The organism is Pseudomonas sp. m6p, from assembly GCF_055760375.1.
Window position 1 is genome coordinate 1,725,741 of the sequence record NZ_CM147084.1, and the last position, 18,346, is coordinate 1,744,086.

Annotated in this window: 19 protein-coding genes; 4 read left to right on the plus strand and 15 right to left on the minus strand. The window is 62.1% G+C overall.

The genetic code is table 11. The annotated features are described in order from the left end of the window. Positions 1-33: 33 nt before the first annotated feature. The 7 genes from ACYZUM_RS07870 to ACYZUM_RS07900 all read right to left on the minus strand — a co-directional run bounded on the left by ACYZUM_RS07870 (position 34) and on the right by ACYZUM_RS07900 (position 5,999). Entirely contained in the window at positions 34-450 is a 417-nt protein-coding gene (locus ACYZUM_RS07870; protein WP_003225869.1) for a RidA family protein, read from the minus strand. 57 nt (positions 451-507) lie between these two features. Beyond that, the gene (locus ACYZUM_RS07875; RefSeq protein WP_108182410.1) at positions 508-1,827 is read right to left on the minus strand and encodes a flavin-containing monooxygenase; all 1,320 of its coding nucleotides are present in this window, start codon (positions 1,825-1,827) and stop codon (positions 508-510) included. Between the two features lie 256 nt (positions 1,828-2,083). Then, positions 2,084-3,547 carry a GDL motif peptide-associated radical SAM/SPASM maturase gene (locus tag ACYZUM_RS07880; RefSeq protein WP_108182411.1) on the minus strand — a complete coding sequence of 488 codons (1,464 nt, stop codon included), beginning with the start codon at positions 3,545-3,547 and terminating at the stop codon, positions 2,084-2,086. Between the two features lie 102 nt (positions 3,548-3,649). Continuing rightward, positions 3,650-4,228 (minus strand): DUF1842 domain-containing protein, encoded by a 579-nt coding sequence (locus ACYZUM_RS07885; protein WP_108182412.1) that lies wholly within the window; start codon positions 4,226-4,228, stop codon positions 3,650-3,652. A gap of 42 nt (positions 4,229-4,270) precedes the next feature. Further along, on the minus strand, positions 4,271-4,888 hold the full coding sequence (locus ACYZUM_RS07890) for a DUF1842 domain-containing protein (RefSeq protein ID WP_108182413.1): 618 nt from the start codon (positions 4,886-4,888) through the stop codon (positions 4,271-4,273). A gap of 34 nt (positions 4,889-4,922) precedes the next feature. Then, entirely contained in the window at positions 4,923-5,108 is a 186-nt protein-coding gene (locus tag ACYZUM_RS07895; RefSeq protein WP_041062751.1) for a DUF1843 domain-containing protein, read from the minus strand. Positions 5,109-5,768: 660 nt separating this feature from the next. Then, entirely contained in the window at positions 5,769-5,999 is a 231-nt protein-coding gene (locus tag ACYZUM_RS07900; RefSeq protein ID WP_108182414.1) for a hypothetical protein, read from the minus strand. 41 nt (positions 6,000-6,040) lie between these two features. On the opposite strand from ACYZUM_RS07900, the gene ACYZUM_RS07905 reads away from it, so the two are divergent. Continuing rightward, positions 6,041-6,409, plus strand: a complete 369-nt coding sequence (locus ACYZUM_RS07905) for a lysozyme inhibitor LprI family protein (protein WP_108182415.1) — start codon at positions 6,041-6,043, stop codon at positions 6,407-6,409. Positions 6,410-6,446: 37 nt separating this feature from the next. Here ACYZUM_RS07905 and ACYZUM_RS07910 read toward each other — a convergent pair whose 3' ends face one another. From ACYZUM_RS07910 to ACYZUM_RS07935, 6 genes are all read right to left on the minus strand, one after another. Further along, complete coding sequence (locus ACYZUM_RS07910) at positions 6,447-8,576, minus strand: TonB-dependent receptor family protein (protein WP_142579882.1); 2,130 nt, start codon at positions 8,574-8,576, stop codon at positions 6,447-6,449. Positions 8,577-8,775: 199 nt separating this feature from the next. Continuing rightward, positions 8,776-10,320 (minus strand): methyltransferase regulatory domain-containing protein, encoded by a 1,545-nt coding sequence (locus ACYZUM_RS07915; RefSeq protein WP_108182417.1) that lies wholly within the window; start codon positions 10,318-10,320, stop codon positions 8,776-8,778. A gap of 85 nt (positions 10,321-10,405) precedes the next feature. Beyond that, on the minus strand, positions 10,406-11,278 hold the full coding sequence (locus ACYZUM_RS07920; protein WP_108182418.1) for an AraC family transcriptional regulator: 873 nt from the start codon (positions 11,276-11,278) through the stop codon (positions 10,406-10,408). A 210-nt stretch (positions 11,279-11,488) separates the two neighbouring features. After that, positions 11,489-11,983: a PaaI family thioesterase gene (locus tag ACYZUM_RS07925; protein ID WP_108182419.1), complete on the minus strand. Its 495-nt coding sequence runs from the start codon at positions 11,981-11,983 to the stop codon at positions 11,489-11,491. Between the two features lie 8 nt (positions 11,984-11,991). Beyond that, positions 11,992-13,149 carry a GGDEF domain-containing protein gene (locus ACYZUM_RS07930; RefSeq protein ID WP_108182420.1) on the minus strand — a complete coding sequence of 386 codons (1,158 nt, stop codon included), beginning with the start codon at positions 13,147-13,149 and terminating at the stop codon, positions 11,992-11,994. Between the two features lie 103 nt (positions 13,150-13,252). Continuing rightward, a complete protein-coding gene (locus ACYZUM_RS07935; RefSeq protein WP_047294879.1) occupies positions 13,253-13,501 on the minus strand; it encodes a hypothetical protein in 249 nt (82 codons plus the stop codon). A 170-nt stretch (positions 13,502-13,671) separates the two neighbouring features. On the opposite strand from ACYZUM_RS07935, the gene ACYZUM_RS07940 reads away from it, so the two are divergent. The 3 genes from ACYZUM_RS07940 (at position 13,672) to ACYZUM_RS07950 (ending at position 15,915) form a co-directional block, all read left to right on the plus strand. Beyond that, positions 13,672-14,316, plus strand: coding sequence for an ATPase (locus ACYZUM_RS07940; protein WP_108182421.1), 645 nt, complete (start codon positions 13,672-13,674; stop codon positions 14,314-14,316). 86 nt (positions 14,317-14,402) lie between these two features. Beyond that, entirely contained in the window at positions 14,403-14,744 is a 342-nt protein-coding gene (locus ACYZUM_RS07945; RefSeq protein WP_108182422.1) for a hypothetical protein, read from the plus strand. 217 nt (positions 14,745-14,961) lie between these two features. Then, complete coding sequence (locus ACYZUM_RS07950) at positions 14,962-15,915, plus strand: bifunctional helix-turn-helix transcriptional regulator/GNAT family N-acetyltransferase (protein ID WP_108182423.1); 954 nt, start codon at positions 14,962-14,964, stop codon at positions 15,913-15,915. Positions 15,916-15,960: 45 nt separating this feature from the next. On the opposite strand, the gene ACYZUM_RS07955 is transcribed toward ACYZUM_RS07950, so the two are convergent. Beyond that, the gene (locus ACYZUM_RS07955) at positions 15,961-16,965 is read right to left on the minus strand and encodes an XdhC family protein (protein ID WP_108182424.1); all 1,005 of its coding nucleotides are present in this window, start codon (positions 16,963-16,965) and stop codon (positions 15,961-15,963) included. Between the two features lie 11 nt (positions 16,966-16,976). Further along, on the minus strand, positions 16,977-18,329 hold the full coding sequence (locus tag ACYZUM_RS07960; RefSeq protein ID WP_108182425.1) for a c-type cytochrome: 1,353 nt from the start codon (positions 18,327-18,329) through the stop codon (positions 16,977-16,979). Between the last annotated feature and the right edge of the window lie 17 nt (positions 18,330-18,346).

Consider the following 18,346-nt stretch of genomic DNA (forward strand, 5'->3'; position numbering starts at 1 on the left):
TTGCCAGCGATGGCCGCGACGCGGTGCGTCTGATTACTCGGGAATCACCGCCACCACATCAATCTCCATCAGCCACTGCGGCTGCCCGAGTGCCGACACCACCAGCCCGGTGGAAATCGGGAACACGCCTTTGAGCCACTTGCCGACTTCCTGGTACACCGGCTCGCGGTAGCGCGGGTCGATCAGGTAAGTCGTGGTCTTGACGATGTGGCTCATGTCGCTGCCGGCTTCTTCCAGCAGTTGTTTGACGTTGCGCATTGCCTGTTCGGCCTGCGCGCGCGGATCACCGAGGCCCACCAGATTGCCGTCGAAATCAGTGCCGACCTGACCCCGGACATACACGGTGTTGCCGGCACGCACGGCCTGGCACAGGTCGTTGTCCAAGGTCTGGTTTGGGTAAGTGTCCTTGGTGTTGAACATACGGATGCGGGTGTGAGTTGGCTTGCTCATGTACAGCTCCAGACTGGGTATTCAGCGGCGCAGAAGCACCGCCGCGAAAGTAGGCAATCAAGCGTCGACGGTGTCGGCGGCTTTCGTGTTGGCGGTCGAATGCAGGGCGGCTTCACGCTGCTCGGCATCTTTGTAATCAAGGTATTTGCGCTGGGTGGCGATGTGGTCGGCCACGTGTTTGGCGTCATGCCAGACGCCCCAGATAAACGACGAACCGCGTCGCGACTGCCATGGCAAGCCGAGGAAATACACCCCCGGCTCGCTGGACACGCCGCGCTGGTGCTGCGGTTTGCCCTTGTCATCAAATGCCGCGACTTGCAGCCAGGAATAATCCACGGCGAAGCCGGTGGCCCAGATGATCGAGGTGATCCCGGCTTCGGCCAGATTCAGATCGAGCAGCGGATTTTTCACGCACTCCGGATCTGGATAGGTCGCTCGCGCTTCAGGTTCTTGCGGCAGGTCGAGGCCGTTGCGCTCGATGTAGGCATCGGCGGCATCCAGCAAGGCGAGGTAGTTGTCATCGCCACGTTTGAGGTTGTCGACCAGGTCCTGCTTGAAGGTCACCACGCCGTTATTGAACGACTCGGTCACGCCGACCAGGGTCATGCCGCGATGGGCCAGACCCCGGAAATCGATGGTGCGTCCGCCATGCGCGCCGCTGACCGCAATGGTCACGTGCTCACGGCCGGGTTTCATCGCCGCCTGATCCCACTCGCCGAGAACCCCCAGCCACCAGCAGAAATCGCGGTTGCGATAGGCACGCGGCGGACGGTCGTGAGCGCCGACCGAAAGGTAAACCTGCTTGCCGGAACGCTGCAGCTCATCAGCGATCTGTACGCCGGACGAACCGGCACCCACTACCAGCACCGCGCCGTCGGGCAGTTGCTGCGGATTGCGATAGTCGGCGGAGTGGATCTGCAACAGACGTGGGTCGTGCGGCGCAATCGGCGGGATCACCGGGCGCTGGAAAGGACCGGTCGCCGCGACCACCCGGCTGGCCTCGATCACGCCCTCGGAGGTCTCGACGGTGAAGCCCGGACGCCCGACATTGCGCACCACGCTTTTGACCTCGACGCCGGTGCGGATCGGCGCGTTGAATTTCTTCGCGTAGGCTTCGAAGTAGTCCGCCACACGCTCCTTGGGGGCGAAACCATCGGGGTCGACATCATCGAATTCCAGCCCCGGAAAGCGGTCGTGCCACGCCGGACCGTTGGCCACCAACGAGTCCCAGCGCCCGCTGCGCCAGCGTTCGGCAATGCGGCTGCGCTCCAGCACCAGGTGCGGTACACCGAGTTTGCTCAGGTGCTCGCTCATCGCCACACCCGCCTGTCCGGCGCCCACGACAAGCGTGTCTGTTTTTATTGTTTCAGTGCTCATTTGTACATCCTTCCTGGCAAGGCAAGTGGATTCGGATCGCTTCAGGCTTGTCCGTTTTGCTTGCGGTCAGACTAGGCAGGAGGGGGGTATCGGTAAAATATTATTAAGCTGGGATGTGAATACAAATTGCTGAAGCAGAACGGCCTAACCCAGTTAAAACGGGCCTTTGCGGGCAGGGGGTGAGCTGTCCCGGGCAGGAAAACCCGGGACACGGAAGAGAAATTTCTATTTCAGGACTGACGCCGACCTCATGCAATCAGCTCAGGTGACTGGGCGCAATGCCCAGCAGCCCGGTCAGCGTATTCATGATCGCCTGCTGCCGCGCGCGATTGCTCTGGTGCTCGGCTTCGGCGGCGGCGACATCGGCGGCGCAGTGCGGACAGATCACCTCGTGCGGATAGATGTACTGCAAGCAACTGCGGCACAGGCTCAGTTGCGGGGCGATCCGGCCTTGTTCCGGCGATTGCTGGCCCTGATTGATCCATGCCAGTTTGATCACCTGACCGCTGTCGCTGACGCTGCTGACTTTTTCGCCGGTGTCGATGCGTTCGGTGATCAGGTCGAAGCGGCCGACCGCAAATGATTTCTGCGCCGCATCCTCGACCTTGACGATGCGCTCGCGCAGCCCGCGCTTGTGCAGCTCCAGGGTGCGGTAATGGCAATAGGGGTTGTTGCCGGGTTTGCCGAGCAGCGAATGCGAAGTCCAGGTGCAGCCGCCGCGACAGACGTCGTTGTAATAACAGCCACGGCAGTAACCCCACATGTCATCCACTGAGCGCAGGCGCCCGAAATGCATGCCTTCGCTGTAATGCCAGATGTCGTGCAGGCTCATGTTGCGCACATTGCCGCCGGAGAAACCCACGGTGGCCAGGGACGGGCAGCCTTTGACCGTACCGTCGGCCTCCAGCGCCAGAACGGTCTGGCCGGCGGCGCAACCGGTCCAGTGCACGCGCTCGTCGCCGAAGCCGCGCCACAGGTGTTCATACGGGCCGTAATAGCCGATGTTGTTGCCGACATTCATCAGCAAGCCACGGTCGACACCTTCGCGATACAGCCGCGCAAGCAGCGGCATCACTTCGAGCAATTGATAGGGTTGCAGCAGCAACTCCGGATGATCCACCGCGTTGCCCATGGCGACGGTGATCTGGATCTGCCAGTGGGTGGCGCCGAGTTCGATGATGGTGTCCATCAGCGCTGGCAAGTCGGGCAGGGTCGCGGCGCCGATCTGGGTGTTGACGCTCACCGCCAGCCCCGCGGCTTTGGCCCGGCGCAGGGTGTCCACGGCCTTGTCGAACGAGCCGGGAACGTTGCGCACCGCGTCATGCAACGGCGCAAGTCCATCGAGGGAAATGCCCACGCCGTCGAGCCCGGCATCCACCGCCGCCTGCATCTTCGCCGGGGTCAGGTTGCGCCCGCCGGTCTGGATTGCGCAGTACATGCCGTGGTCGTGAATGGCCTTGATCAGTTGTGTCCAGTCCTTGCGCAGATAGGCTTCGCCGCCGATCAGGGTGATTTCGCGAGTGCCGAGCGCGGCCAGCGAGTCGATGACGTCCAGGCATTCGCGGGTGTTGAGTTCGTCAGGCCGGCGATGCCCTGCGCGGGAGCCGCAATGCAGGCATTTCAAGTCGCAGGCCAGGGTGATCTCCCAGACCACGTGCACCGGCACGTAGCGTTTGAGATCGGTGTCGCTGAGATAACGGGCAGGGCGCACGTCTGACATGGGAAATCCTTGCGCACCATCCTGTGCGCGCTACGAAGGAATTGACCGCCGTTGAACAAGCCCCGGGCACGATCCTGTGCAATCGCGCCCGGGGCCGGTCGGTTAGCGTGTTTCCAGACGCGTGATTTCCGCTTTCAGATGCTCAAGCGCACTGCGCAAGGCGCCCTCATGCGCCACTTGTTGCTCGGCCTGTTGCACCACGGATCTGAGCTGCGCCAGATCGCCGCCGGCCTGCGCCTGCTGCACGGCCACGGCGTACAGGGGTTGCGGATGCGGCGTGGGGTGCGGTTGCTCGCTGGGTGCCGGATGCACCGCAACGTGCTTTACCTCGTGCCACTGGCCCTTTTCTTCATAGCGATAATCGACAAAACCACTGGCCCAGTCGCCGCCCAGGATGCCTCTGAGGTGGAAGGTCTGGGCGATCTGGCTGAGCGGGCCGCTCGGACCGCCGTCAAGGGTCAGGATGATGTGGTTCTCGACGTTTGCAGTCAGTTTGGTTTCGGAAAAACTGCCCCAGACCTGAGTCCGGAAATTGACCGTCGGCCAGGTGGCCTGGAACACGCTGGCAATCCCGCTGACCCGTTTATGCGCGGTGTCGACCAGCAGATCAAGGGTCAGAACCGGTGCGCCAAGCAGTGAGTTGCTGATGTAGAGACGAGTGTGAAAAAGTCCAATCGACATGGTGCTACTCCCTGAAGTGAATGGTGAATCAAGTGGCCTGACTCAGCGGCTCTGCAGCCGGCTGACCTCTTTCTTCGCGGTGTCCAGTGCGTCGCGCAATTTCGGCAGTTGCTCCAGTTGCTGTTCGGCGAGTCGGGCGAGATTTTTCATCTGCGCCAGATCACCGCTGGCAATGGCGCTCTGAATCGGCGCGGCATACAGCGGCAGGATCGGTGGGTGCGGGTTGATCACCGGGCCGGGATTGAACGGTGAAGGTATCGACTCCACCAGATGCGCCGGGGCGTTGTTGACCTCATGCCAGCGTTGACCATCGAAGTAGCGATAGTTGGCGACACCTTCGCGCCAGTCAGTGCCCACCACCAGCCGCACCTCGAAGTTATCGAGGGAGTTGGCGCCTGGGCCGCCGTGATTGCCCTGGGCCGTCACGAGAATCTTGCTGACGCCGGGCGACATCACGGTGAGGTAGGTGTACTCGCCCCAGACGTCGGAATGCACGTCGAGCGGCGGATTGGTCGCCTGGGTGATCGCGGCGGTGCCGTTGACTTTCGTATCGGGTGTCGAGACCAGCAGGTGCAGCGCCAGCGACTGCGCACCGGGAGCGCCGGTGCCGATGCGATAGCTCACCGGGAACAGGCCGACATTTTCAGTGGATCCGGACATGTTGATTGCCTCCATTGCAATGTGATTGATGGCTTCAGGACTTTTCGTGCCTGGAAACTTCCCTGGCCAGTTTTTCGTACGCGTCTTTCAGGTCTTGCGCTTCAGGCTTGCTGGTGTCGCGTTGCTGCAACAGCGTCTTCATGTGCTGCACATCGCCTTGCTTGATCGCACTTTGAATGGCGACGCCGTAAGGCGGGATGTTGGCCGTTGAACGGGACATAGCGAGGGTTTCCTCATCGGTGCTGCAAAACCGCCCCCTGACGAGAAGGGGCGCCTTACCTGACAGACAGGCAGCCTCTGCCTTGTGGAGCACCGGCAGGCGAGCAACCTGATCCGTCGGGATCTGTTCAAGGGTGATGTCCGGGTGCACGGCGCAGGCGCCATGCGCCGAGGCCGCGCGTGTCCTCAGCCGAAACCGCCAGGCGGGACGTCGGGTGTTTCGCAAGTGGCCTGCCTCAGGGGCTGGCAAGGGGAAATGACCGGTACGTTGTTCATCTTTCTATCCTTGAGAGAACACAACGAAACGCAGGGATCAGTGGCGCGCCCGGTGGCGCGCAGAACAGCCGCAAGCACAAAAACCATCCCTGATTTCTTTTCCAGTGCTACTACGGGCGAGCGCGTGACCGCCGCTCGCGGGTCGCTGGCACATCGCCAGCCACGCAACCCTAGATGCGATTTGGCGGCCCTGCCAGCGAAAGCGCCGAACGGTCGTGGGCGGGAGTTTGACGGTCAGCAGAACGTATCCGCTCCAGACCTTCAAGTCTTTGAACGGACACAGTTATCGGGAGGGAAGAGAGGCGCGCGCAACGCATGGAATCATTGGCAATAAGCAATCCATCCAACGCGCATATTCGCGCAACGCTACCCTGTGTTCGACGAATTAATTGCCGTCGGCGACTTTGCGCTCGATCGCATCGGTCTTGCGCTTGAGTGCCTCGGCCTCCTGTTCCTTGGTGCGGATCGAGGTCGGCGTCAGCACTTCGTCCACAGCCTTGGTGTCGTCGTCGCTGTCCTGCAGATACCGGCGAACCACATCCACCGGTTTGCCCGCCGCATCCAGCGGTGGTGCGTTGTGAGGGGTTGCAGGCTTGCTGTCGTCGGTGCTTTTCATTTCTCATACCTCCATTGGCTTACAACGTTGGATACGACGACATGACACGAGTTCTAGAAATTTCAAGGGTGACCGCCGCGGCCCTCGGCTGTGCGCTGCTGATCGCTGCCAATTCAGCACACGCCGCCAGTTTCGACTGTGCCAAGGCCAAAGCGGCAGACGAGAAAGCAGTCTGCGCCAACCGCTCGCTGAACGACCTGGACGTGACCATGGGCGAGCTGTTCAGCCTCGACAAACGCCTGCTGCCGATGGGCGGGCGCGATGCGCTGATCGGCGAACAGCAGGCTTTTCTGAAAAGCCGCAAGGCCTGTGGCGCGAAGGTCGGTTGCTTGACTGAGCTGTACCAGAAGCGGGTTGACGCGCTGCGCAACATCATCGAGACGCGGGTGATGACGCAGGGGCCGTTTTGACCCGCTGTTTGTTGCCGCTACGGGTCAGATCCTGCGGTCAGAGCAAACTCCACGACACCCCGACATAGACCCCCAACCCTTCACCCGGCGTAGACCGCGCCGCATCCTGGCCTTTGTCGTCATACCCCGGCGTAACGGTGGCGGCGTAGTGCTTGTTGGTCAGGTTGCGCAAGTCGAGCCAGGTTTGCCAGTCGTTTTTCGGCGCGTTGTAGCCGACGGTGGCACCGAACAGTGCGTAGGGATCGGCGTAGTAGCTGTTGGCGTAATCCACCGCGACCTTGGACACCAGTTGCGTGTTGACCGCCGCGAAGAAGCCCTGAGGCCAGTCGTGGCGCAGTTCGCCCTGGTAGTAATGCATCGGCAAACCCGGCAGGCGGTTGTCGCCAAAACGCTGATCGTCGCGGTAGTGGAAGTCGCTGAACGTGTAGGCCTGACGCAGGCTCAATTTACGTCCGTCGGCGGCTGACCACAGCGTGCTTTGCAAGCTGGCTTCGACACCCTGATGCACGGTGAGGCTGGCGTTGAGTTCGTACGGGGTGACGGCGTTGGCGTCCGGCAGCACCGACAGCAATTCGTGGCGCACCTGCGCGTAGTACCACGCCAGGCTCCACTGGCCGAGTGTGCTGTCGCCGCGACCGCCGAGTTCGAGGGTGGTCGCGGTCTGGTTCTGCAGTTTGATCGGATCGCTCTGGGTGCCGGTCGCCGCACCGTTGCCGGCCGGGAAGCGGATGTTCGAGCTGTAGATCAGCGACCACGGGTGCGGTGCTTCGACCGAACGGCTGAGGTTGCCGAACAACTGCAGGTCCGGCGTGACCTGATAGCGCAGGCCCAGACGCGGCGCATAGTCCCAGTCGCTCATGCTGGTCTTGCCGCCGCTTTGCGGGTAGGTGACGGCGCTTTCGCGGCGGGTGTAGAGGGCGGCGAGGCCGGTGGTCAGCCACAGGTCGTCGGCGATTTCCAGGTCGTTGCCGACGTGCAGAACGGTGTCCGAACCCTGATAGGTGAAGTTGCGCATGCGGGTGCCCGGCGCATACGCGGCGGTGTTGCCGGACGGGATGCGCACGAATTCACTGGCGCCGTCGTTGGGCAGGTGTTTGGTGGTGCGCAGGCCCACGGTGCTATGGCTTTCCATACCCAGAAAAGTGTCGCGGCGCTTGTAGTCGAAGGTGCCGCTGACGTCGGTGTAGGCGACTTTCAGACGGTTCGGGCCTTCGCGCAGGTCCATCGGGTAGTCGTGATAGACGAGGCCGGTCTGGATGCTCGAATCATCGTCGATGTAGTAGGTGGTCTTGTTGCCGATGAAGGTGCTGCCCGGTTGTTTGCGGCTGTCGTCGCGCGCCACGTAAGCCGGGTTGGCCGCCCGTGGCGTGTGCTCGATCGAATGCTTGGTCACACGGCCGGCGAGGTCGTTGTCGGTCTCGCGGTAACGGAAATAGAAGCGGGTCTCCAGGTTCGGGCTGAAGCGGTAGCCAAAGTTGGCGATCACGCCCTGGCTCTCGCTGGCGGTGTGATCCTGATAGCCGTCAGCGTTCGCGTCGGTCAGCGACACGTAGTAATCGAAGTCGCCCAGCACCTGCCCGGAACTCACCTGACGCTGCTGGTAACCATGGCTGCCGGTGGCATAGCGCACCTGCAGTTTCGGCGCGTCGTAGCCGGTGTGGCTGACGTAATCGACGGCGCCGCCCAGCGCCAGCGCACCACGATCAAAGCCGTTGGCGCCGCGCAGCACCTCCACATGGTCGAGCCACAGCGGTTCGAGCAATTCGTAGGGCGTGCCGCCGGGGCCGGTCAGCGGCAGGCCGTCGAGCATCGTGTACAACCCCGAAGCGTGCGCGCCGGGTGCGCGGTTGATCCCCGAACCCCGGATCGAAATCTTCACCCCTTCGTTGCCCGCCGACTGCGCGTAGACCCCCGGCTGATACGCCAGGACGTCCTGATTGCTCGCCACCCGGCCCTGCAACGGCTGACGCATGTCGACCACATTGCTGCCGCCGGGCACTTGCGCCAGACGCGCTTCGGCCTCCGCCACGGAGGCATCCGTGCCACTTTGCTCGTCAGCGGAAATCAGCACCTGTCCCAACTCCATGCCTTTGGGTTCCTCGGCCATGACCGGGCAGGCGAGGGCCAGGCCCAGCAGGGCAGAGGGCAGGGATTTGGGCGACGGCATCGAGAAACTCCAGACAGACAGGGACGGGCAATGAACAGTGCGACGCCAGAAGGAACGATGGAAACACATGGCAATTTTGCTTTTTCGCCGGGGAGTCAGGGATGGAAGTGCTGGAGGTCAAGTCCGGAGACGGCATTCATGGCCGCAAACGCAGACGACCGGCCGCTGGTGATCGCGGCCAGTCGTTCGGGGGAAGGGATCAGGCAATCTTCAACGCCATGAGAATGTCCAGCGGTGTCTGGGCAAATGCCCGGGCCTGCTCAGTCATCTCGGCAAGGTTTTCTTCGGCGGTGAGCAGCGGCTGGTCACCCCTGAGCAGCACTTCGCCCTGTTCACCGATGACGGCCCACGCCAGTTGCGCCCAGTCTTGCGGGTCAGTCATGCCTTGTTTGAGCGAAATCAGGAACAACTGCTGGACGCGGCTGACTGCCACGCCACCGCCGGTGACCGGGCTGGCCAGCACCTGAATATCGCTGTTGAACAGCGCCCGTTTGCACAGTTGCAGGTTGAGGGTGTCGCAACGTTCCTGCACCTGTCTTTCAGCGGCTTCGCTCTGGCACGGGGCGGCGACGCCCATGCCGATCAGCACGGTGACAGCCTGTACCAGGTCGTCGTAAGACACGGAGCCCACAGCCATCGACAACTGCTGCAGGGTTTTCGCTGCATAGGCATTGGCTGCGAGCGCTGCGAGCACCGGGCTGTAAATCTCCGCTTGCAACGAAGCCGCACCGGCCGGACCGGTGACCGTGTCGGGAATGTTTTCAATGGCTTGCAACAGGACAAACCGGCTTCTCAGCAGGGCATCGCGCTGTTCGGCGGCAGACAACCGATTGGCACCGCGTATGTACAGATCCCGGCGGAAGTTCTGATTGATGAAGTAGTCGCGCGCCTGTTCGCGCATGACCGGATGCTCGATCCCCTGCAGAAAGTCCATGCCTTCTGCACTCAGATTCAGCGCAGCAACGGTATCCAACGGCACGGCGGTCGCGGCGTAGTCCAGTTTGGCCGCCGCCATGGCGTCGACCACGTCAGTGAAATACATGCAGTTCCAGTCGCGATTGAAGTACTCATGGGCCACGTACTGACGATTCTGGCCCTTGATGCTCTGCAACTGGGCACCGAGAGCCGGCGCCGTTCTGGCGTACTTCGGATTGGCCGCCAACAGTGCTTCGGAAAATTGCATCGCGGCATCGATACGTTTGGCCGGGCTGGTGGAGGCGTGGCTGGCAAAGCGGTTGTGCAGACTGAACAGATTGCGCAAGGGCGCCGAAGGCGACCAGCCCGGGAAACAATTGTAGCTGACATACAACAGGCCGCCGGGTTTGAGGTGACGGCGGGCGAATTCGACGATCAGTTGCTGATTGTCGCGGCTGACCCAGGTCCAGATGCCATGCAGGCTGATACTGTCGAAGGCCGGCAGGTCATCCCGGGCCAGCAGTTGCTCGAAACTGTCGTCATAAAGGCGGGCCTGGCTGTTCCAGTCGCTCGCCAATGCAATGGCATGCGCGGCCTGGGATGGCATGAAATCGGTGCCGACGTAGTTTCCCGGGTTGGCGGCGGCATGGATGTTGATCGACACACCCTGGCCGAAGCCCAGTTCGCAGTGGTAGCCACCAGCACTCTCCAGCGTGGCAAAGCCGCGCAACAACAGGCAAAAACGCTGGAACACCGGATTGATTTCCCGGCTATACGAGTAGGTGTAGCCCTCGTCGGTGAAATACCCTTCGTTCCAGGCATTGCTCATGGTGAACCCTTTATTTCGAGAGAGAAGCCGCTCTTATAAAGGGTTGTCCTTGGGCACCACAAGCGGAAAAACAGCTCAGTGGCACTTACCCTTGCAAAGGCACGTACACGTCCGTCTGCCACTGCTCTTGCGGCGTCTCGGGATAGACGCTCAGGTAATGGAAAAACAGCGGATGATCGCGCAATTCCTCACCGCTGGTGGGCAGCCAGTCGCGATAGATCGGGTAGATCGTTTCACCGATGTGGTCGGGTGAACCGACGTGCCGCACCACCACACAACGACCTCCGGGAATAACGAGTTCCTCCACGCCGAACGTATTCGGTGCTACCGGCTCTTCAATCTCGCCACAGATGGCGAAGCGAAAATCCTCCGCAGGCGTGGTGTCGGGGTTGTTGAAGGGAATGCCGAAGGTGCGACTGGACGCCACGGGCGACTGCCCGCTGTGCAGGCGCCAGGCGATGAATGTCTGCACACTTTGCTGAACTTCGCCCGGCGCGCCGCGGTGCTCAAGCGCGGCGACCCGCACGGTCGGGAAGTCGATGATTCTGGTTTGCATGATGACGCTCCTGGAAAAGTGAGGGATGGCGAATACCGCATTCCAGGTCTGCCAGTTCGGTTGCTTCCTGAAGGCACTGGGCGTCATGCCGAAGTCGCGCCGGAACGCCCGGCTGAACGCTTCCGGACTCTCGAACCCGGCGTCAGACGCGGCGTCGAGTATCGAGTGCTGCGGTTGCGCGGCCAGCCGATGGGCGGCCCGGCGCAAGCGCATCAGCTGCACATAGCGCGACACCGGCACACCAATGAACGCGCTGAATTGCCGATGGAAGTGAAACGCCGAAAAGTTCGCTACCTGACTTAACGTGTTCACCGACAGGTCACCTTCGAGATGGGCATCGATGTAGGCGAGCACGCTGTGGAAGCGCCGGGTATAGGCGCGGTGGGTCGGCAGGTCGGACACTTGGTGGAGACTCCTGGAAGTGCGGTCGGCTATAGCCTCGTCGATTTTGGCGTAGGCGCGCCTAGCCGGGTTTGCTCAAGTATCGGTTCTGTAGGAGCTGCCGAAGGCTGCGATCTTTTGAGGTTGATTTTTGGCGTCCTCCATCAAGGTCAGAATCAAGAGATCGCAGCCTCGTTGCACTCGACAGCTCCTACAGGAGAGCGTGTGGAGTCAGCGGCCGTGCGCCGCGTCCGCCAGTTGCCCGGTATCGACCCGCACGAACACCGAATCGCCCACCGCCGTCAGCACTTCCCCGGCGTACACCTCGCAGATCACCCGAGTCTTGCGCCCGACGTCGCCTTCGACCCTGGCGCGCAAGGTCAGGGTGACGCCCATCGGTGTGGGTTTGATGAACTTGAGGCCGAGGTTGCCGGTGACGCAGTCGATGCGCGGCAGGCTGCCCGGGGCACGCTGTTCGGCGCGGTAGTGGTAAGCCATCGCGGTCCAGTTGGAATGGCAGTCGACCAGCATCGCCAGCAACCCGCCGTACACCAGGTCCGGCCAGCCGCAGTATTTGTCGTCCGGCAGGTGTTCGGCCATCACATGCACGCCGTCCTTGTGCCAGAAGCTTTTGACGTGCAGCCCATGCGGGTTGCGGCCGCCGCAGCCGTAGCAGATGCCTTCGGGGGCGGCGAGGTCTTGCAGGGGCGTTTCGGAACGGGTCATGGGGCTGGTCATCCTGAAGGGGTGATTCCGGTCAGGCGCAGGCGGTTGCGCCCACCGCGCTTGGATTCATAGAGCGCGGCGTCGCCTTGTTCGATCAATGCCGCGAGACTGGCCGGCGGCTGGTTGAACAGGCTGGCGCCGATGCTCAACGTCACCGGCTCTGGTGTCGGGAATGCCTGGGCGGCGCTGCGGTGAAACTGATCGCGCAGGGCGTCGCCCAGTCTGACGACGTGATCACTGGGCGCGTTGCTCAGCAAAATCACAAACTCGTCGCCGCCCAAACGGGCGGCGAGCGCCTCATCGGAGGTCTCGGCGCGGATCATTTCGCTCAAGGCCACCAGCAAACGGTCGCCGGCGCTGTGGCCATACTGATCGTTGACCGATTTGAAGTTGTCGATGTCGATCAGCAGCAGGGCACCCGGATGCGCCGGGGAGACGTCCTGCAGCAAGCGCGGCGCGCGCACATCGAGGGCGCGGCGGTTGTAGAGAGCGGTCAGCGGATCACGGGCGGCCAGTCGGGCGATCTGTTCCTCGCGCCGGTAGCGTTCGGTGCCGGTCATCGACAGCGCAATCAGCATGATCGCCATTGCGCCTTCGACCAGCGAAATCTGAATGATTTCACCCCGGAACGCCGCCAGATCGATCAGCGTGCCCGGGATCATCACGGTCAGGGCCTTGGCCACATAGAACAGCCCGTGACCGAGCAACACGTAGCGCAGTTGCACCGCGCCGACGCTCAGCGAGCTGCCATGGGGGCGCAGCAGCAGACTGGCCTTGAGCGTCGAGGCGGCCACCAGCAGCGAGTTGGCGGCCAGCATGACTTTCGACCACAGCGGCCCGTCCGGCAATAACAGCATGACCAGCCAGCTGACGAAAATCAGGTACCAGGCCGGGGACAGACGGATCTGCGTGAAGCGCGCCACCCCCAGCAGAAACAGAAAGTGCGCGGTCACCAGCAAGCCGTTGGCGAACCAGATGCCGATCAGCAGAAAACCGTTGCTGCGCAGCAGGGCCAGGGTGGAACCGATGGTGATAGTGGCGAAACCGGCGCTCCAGAACAGCAGCGAAGGCTCACGAATGCTGCGCCACTCGACCGCCAGATACAGCGCGGCGGCGGCTGCGAGAGCGATCGAAATGGTCAGCATCGTCAGTGGGTCGAGCGGCATTTCCGGGGGAGCCTGTCAGAAGGTCGGTAGGGCCGGCGATTGTAAGCGTTCGGGGCCGTTTTGGCAGGCTCCGCACGCTGATGTCATGGCCGGGCGTTCGCCGTCATGACTGTGGCGCGAGCCAGGTGTCGACGACCCGCCGATCCAGTTCTTCCCAATAAGCCATGCCCAGCACCCGCGTGGTGTTCAGCCCGCGCAGATAGCCACGCAACTGATTGGCCGTATCGCGTTTGAGCTGGACATCGGTGATGTCCTTGTCCAGCAGCACGTTTTCGTACTGCACCAGGTATTCCGCCACCCGCTCGCGAAAGTCGGGCAAAACCGCGTCGCGGATCAGGTCAAAGGTTCTCAAATCGGCGTCCTCACTGTTGTTTTAGTCATTAGAGATGAGCATGGATCAAACGTTATCGTCAGTAACTATCGCTAGAAGTAATAGTGACCATCACGAAACGCAAGTTCAGCTTTGCTGGCAATAGGCGGAAAATTGCCCTCATTGAAAACGCAGCTCAAGGAAATTGCGCGATGAAGACACTGACCCGACTGGCGCTGACCGCTCTGCTGATGAGCGGCATGGTAGCCACGGCACCGTCTTACGCAGACGACGCTTGTGCGTGTCATCTTCAGCCAATCGCCGGCAGCAGCGCGACATTGCAACATTCACAGACCGTGGGTGTGCTGTACAGCGAAAACACCCGGGAAAACCTGCAATACCTGACGCGCTACCACGACATGGCGTTGCACGGCGCCAAGGATGCGCTGGATTCGCGAATTCGTGCAGCCTTTGTCAGCAGCTCCGACCCGGAACTGGCCATCGATTGGTTGCTCAGCTCGCTGCAGCGTCATTTTTCGTCGGTGACGGTTTACGACAGCCTTGATGCGCTGATTCAGGCACACCCGGACGTTGTGGTGAAACTCGACACCTTCAACCGCTTGCTGACCCAGCAAAACAGCCTGTACGAGGCGCATTTCATCGCGCGTTTCTACGATGCCGACCTGCAATACATCGGCAAGGCCGAGGGCTCGGTAGAGAAACAGATTCCGTCGGTCTGGGTACACGACAAAGCGGCGCAGGAGATTGCCGCGCAGATCGAGCAACAACGTGATCTGCAACTCAATGCCTTGAAGCAGTTCGATGCCTCGCTCAAGGCGCTGGTGGCTTCCAGCTGAACACTCAAAACCAAAAGGGCAGCGGCGGCGCCGTGACGCTGAACCGTTGCCGGATGAACCGGACTTTTATTTTCAGGATTACACCGATGCGTACTTTTTTTGCCCCGACCCTGGCGGTTGTCTCCTTGCTGCTCGCCGGTTGCGCCTCCGCACCGAACGACCCGACGCTGACCTTGCAGACCCGCAAAACCCCGGCGCAATACGCCGATTGCGTGGTGCCCAAGCTGCAGAGCAGTGCGCTGAACCCGACCGTCTCGCAGACCCAGCGCAGCTACCGGATCGTGGTGCCGAGCAAGGTGTCGGCAGACAACGTGCTGGAAGCCTACAAGGCCGGCAACGGCGGCAAAGTGTTCATCTATGAGCGCCACTTGCTGGCTTCCAATTTCCTGCCTTCCAGTTTTGAACGCGCTGCCCAGGATTGCATCTGACCCGGCCGCGCAAACCGTTCTGACCGAGCTCCTTTGGTTGGCCGCAACCAACCAATACTTTGCCCCGCACCTCATTCGGTAGCGGGGCTTTTTTTGCCTGACATTTGCTGCTCTGGTGATGTCGGCACGCTAGCGTTTGCCCGGCGTGGTTGGCTGCTTGCGTCGGCGTGGGGGAATATGGTTGTATGGTGCAACTAAATTTCAGCAGTGATGTGTCATGAGTGTCCCTAAAGCCTTGATCGAAGAAATCCGTACAGCGTCGCGCACAATGGTGCGTGAGTTCGGTTTCCTGCGCGCCACCCTGGCGGCGACCGACTATTCAGCCTCCGGCGTGCACGCATTGCTGGAAATCGAGGCCGGGGACGGCGTCAGCGCTGCACAACTGGCGCAAAGCCTTGGTCTGGAAAAGTCCAGTGTCAGCCGCATGGTCGGCAAACTGATCAAGGCCGGGGAGATCGAGGAGCGCGCCGCCGAGGACGCCCGGGTCAAGCTGTTGCAGCTGACCGCGCAGGGCCGGCAGACCGTCGCCGACATTCATGCCTACGGCCGGGCGCAGGTCAGCAACGCACTGAACACGCTCAATCCGTCGCAACAACAGAGCGTGGCGCAAGGCCTTGCAACTTACGCCCATGCGCTCAAAAGCATCCGTCTGGGCGCTGACCGGCCACTCACGCCGAACCTGCACATCAGCGCCGGCTATCGCCCCGGCCTGATTGGCCGCGTGGCGCAAATGCATGCGGATTATTATTCGCGGCATTCCGGTTTCGGCGCGATTTTCGAACGGCGTGTTGCCAGTGAAACGGCGGAGTTTGTCGGGCGTCTCGATCAGCCCAGCAATCAGATCTGGGTGGCGATGCTTGATGAGCGCATCGTCGGCTCCATCGCGATCGACGGGCAGGATCTGGGTAACAATCAGGCGCATCTGCGCTGGTTCATCCTCGACGACGGCTGCCGCGGCAGTGGCGTCGGTCGGCAACTGCTGAGCGCGGCGGTGGAGTTTTGCGATCAGCACGGCTTTGACGCGATTCAGCTCTGGACCTTCAAGGGCCTCGACGCCGCGCGCCGACTGTACGAAGCGGCCGGGTTCGAATTGACCATGGAAGAGCAGGGCAGCCAGTGGGGCAGTGTGGTCACGGAACAGCAGTTCACCCGTGCAGCCGCCTCACGTTGAAGGTTGATTCAGCGTCATCACGCAGGTGCTGAATGTGTCCGCCAATCAGGCTTCCTGCGCCTTGGCGCTGGCAATCGAAAACGCCTTCGGCAGGCTGGCGCCATTCTTCGCGGCCAGGATCTCGGCCATCACGCTGACCGCGATCTCCGCCGGTGTCTTGCTGCCAATGTAAATGCCGATTGGCCCGTGCAGCCGTTCGAGTGATGTCTGGGTCTCACCAAAATGCTCGATCAGCCGTTCGCGACGCAGCTGACTATTGCGCCGCGAACCGATGGCGCCGATGTAAAACGCCGGGCTGTGCAGGGCTTCGAGCAGTGCCAGATCGTCGAGTCGCGGATCATGGCTCAAGGCGACGATGCAGGTGCGCAGATCGACCGCGAAGTCGCGTACCACGTCATCCGGCATGCCAATGATCCGCTCCACACCGTTCACCGCCCAGGTGTCGATGTATTCCGCACGCGGGTCGCACACCGCGACCTTGAAGCCGTTGAACAGCGCCATGGTCGCCAGATACTCGGCCAGTGCGCCGGCACCGATCATCAGCAGCCGATACCCCGGCCCGAGGGTATTGCGCATCCGTTGGCCGTCGAAACTGAATTGCTCCGGGGTGGCTGTGGCTTGCAGTGTGACGCGACCGTTATCCAGTGCCAGGCAGCGGCGTACCAGTTGCCCGGCATCCAGTTGCTGCAGCAGTTCGTCCAGCACCTGCCACGACGGATTGAACTCGAGAATCAGCTCAAGCGTGCCGCCACAGGGCAAACCGAAACGATGCGCCTCGTCGGCGCTGACGCCGTAGCGCAGCACCTCGGGCGCACTGTCCTTGAGGCCGCTGCCGCCCTGCGCGGTGGTGTAACGATGGATCAGATCGTCCTCGATGCAGCCGCCGGACACGCTACCGACCACGCGCCCGTCATTACGCAAGGCCATCATCGACCCTGTCGGGCGCGGCGAAGAGCCCCATGTGCGCGCGACCGTGGCGAGCAACACCTGCTCGCCGGCGGCGAGCCAGTCCCGCGCGGTGCGCAGGACCAGCAAGTCGATGCTTTCCATCAAACGTTCCTCTAACGCATTTGCAGGATGATCGGGCTGCTGTTGGCCGGATCCGTACGTTCACGCAGCTTGTTGACGGCCTGCGCTTCAATGGCACCGCCCTGATTGCCCCAGGTGCTGCGCATGAAGGTCAGCACTTCGGCGATCTCTTGATCCGACAACTGCTCGCGGAAGGCCGGCATGCGATAGGCGTCCGGCACTCCGGCGGCCACCACCCGCTGCGAACCGTTGATGGTGATGTTGATCGCCGAAGCACTTTCCTTGGCCAGTGCCGAGGTGGCGCCGGCCAGCGGCGGCATCCATTCGGACTGGCCCTTGCCGTCCAAACCGTGGCACGAAGCACAGCGCGTGACGTAGGTATGAGCACCGGGCGCGTCCAGACGTTCCGTCGCCGAAACCGTTTGGTACTGCCATGGCTGGCCGTCGCGCTGACGGTCCCCCGGCAATGACTTGAGATAACGGGCAATCGCGCTCAGATCGTCATCGCTCATGAACTGCGTGGAGTTGTTGAACGCCTCGGTCATCGAGCCGTAAACCACTGCATGTTTGTTGCGCCCGGTCTTGAGGAACTGCACGATCTCCGGCTCGCTCCAGCGGCCCAGGCCGGTGTTGTGATCATCACGCAGGCTCGGCGCGTACCAGCCATCGAGCAAGGCGCCGGCGAGGTACGGCGAGGCGGATTCATCCAGAGCCTTCTCGTTGAACGCCAGACCGCGTGGCGTATGGCAACTGCCGCAGTGCCCGGCGCCTTGCACGAGATAAGCGCCGCGATTCCACACGGCATCCTGCGACGGTTTGGCCACGTAAGGTTCGGTATCGGCGAAGACACCGTTCCACAGCGCAATCGGCCAGCGCAGGTTCAACGGGAAAGGAATCGCACTCGGGATATTCGCCTGCTTGACCGGTGCCACGCCTTTCATGAAGAACGCGTACAGCGCGCGCACATCGTCGTCACTGAGCTTGGCGTAGGACGGGTAGGGCATCGCCGGGTACAGACGACGGCTGTCGGGTGCCACGCCGTGGCGTACCGCACGATCGAAGTCCGCGAGGCTGTAGCGGCCGATGCCGGTTTCCGGCTCCGGGGTGATGTTGGTCGCGTGGATCGCGCCCAGTGGTGTGGCCATTTCCAGGCCGCCAGCGAACGGCGCACCGCCCGGCACGCTGTGGCAGGCCACGCAATCGCTGAGTCGGGCGACGTATTCGCCACGCGCGACCAGCGCCGGGTCGATATCAGCCACGGCGGTGTGGTTGTTTTCAAGGCGCGAGACAGGCTCGCGGGTGACGTACCAGGCCAGCAGGCCTGCCGCGACCAGACACGGCACTGCCAGCCAGCCTGCGGTTCTTGCGAATCGGCGGTTATTCATGGACGCTCCGGCGCTGA

Coding starts and splice junctions, on each gene's coding strand:
- ACYZUM_RS07900 (WP_108182414.1), bottom strand. CDS start 5,999: ATGAAAAGCACCGACGACAGCAAGCCTGCAACCCCTCACAACGCACCA.
- ACYZUM_RS07915 (WP_108182417.1), bottom strand. CDS start 10,320: ATGAGCAATGCCTGGAACGAAGGGTATTTCACCGACGAGGGCTACACC.
- ACYZUM_RS07910 (WP_142579882.1), bottom strand. CDS start 8,576: ATGCCGTCGCCCAAATCCCTGCCCTCTGCCCTGCTGGGCCTGGCCCTC.
- ACYZUM_RS07875 (WP_108182410.1), bottom strand. CDS start 1,827: ATGAGCACTGAAACAATAAAAACAGACACGCTTGTCGTGGGCGCCGGA.
- ACYZUM_RS07955 (WP_108182424.1), bottom strand. CDS start 16,965: ATGGAAAGCATCGACTTGCTGGTCCTGCGCACCGCGCGGGACTGGCTC.
- ACYZUM_RS07890 (WP_108182413.1), bottom strand. CDS start 4,888: ATGTCCGGATCCACTGAAAATGTCGGCCTGTTCCCGGTGAGCTATCGC.
- ACYZUM_RS07895 (WP_041062751.1), bottom strand. CDS start 5,108: ATGTCCCGTTCAACGGCCAACATCCCGCCTTACGGCGTCGCCATTCAA.
- ACYZUM_RS07880 (WP_108182411.1), bottom strand. CDS start 3,547: ATGTCAGACGTGCGCCCTGCCCGTTATCTCAGCGACACCGATCTCAAA.
- ACYZUM_RS07945 (WP_108182422.1), top strand. CDS start 14,403: ATGCGTACTTTTTTTGCCCCGACCCTGGCGGTTGTCTCCTTGCTGCTC.
- ACYZUM_RS07885 (WP_108182412.1), bottom strand. CDS start 4,228: ATGTCGATTGGACTTTTTCACACTCGTCTCTACATCAGCAACTCACTG.
- ACYZUM_RS07870 (WP_003225869.1), bottom strand. CDS start 450: ATGAGCAAGCCAACTCACACCCGCATCCGTATGTTCAACACCAAGGAC.
- ACYZUM_RS07950 (WP_108182423.1), top strand. CDS start 14,962: ATGAGTGTCCCTAAAGCCTTGATCGAAGAAATCCGTACAGCGTCGCGC.
- ACYZUM_RS07930 (WP_108182420.1), bottom strand. CDS start 13,149: ATGCCGCTCGACCCACTGACGATGCTGACCATTTCGATCGCTCTCGCA.
- ACYZUM_RS07905 (WP_108182415.1), top strand. CDS start 6,041: ATGACACGAGTTCTAGAAATTTCAAGGGTGACCGCCGCGGCCCTCGGC.
- ACYZUM_RS07960 (WP_108182425.1), bottom strand. CDS start 18,329: ATGAATAACCGCCGATTCGCAAGAACCGCAGGCTGGCTGGCAGTGCCG.
- ACYZUM_RS07925 (WP_108182419.1), bottom strand. CDS start 11,983: ATGACCCGTTCCGAAACGCCCCTGCAAGACCTCGCCGCCCCCGAAGGC.
- ACYZUM_RS07940 (WP_108182421.1), top strand. CDS start 13,672: ATGAAGACACTGACCCGACTGGCGCTGACCGCTCTGCTGATGAGCGGC.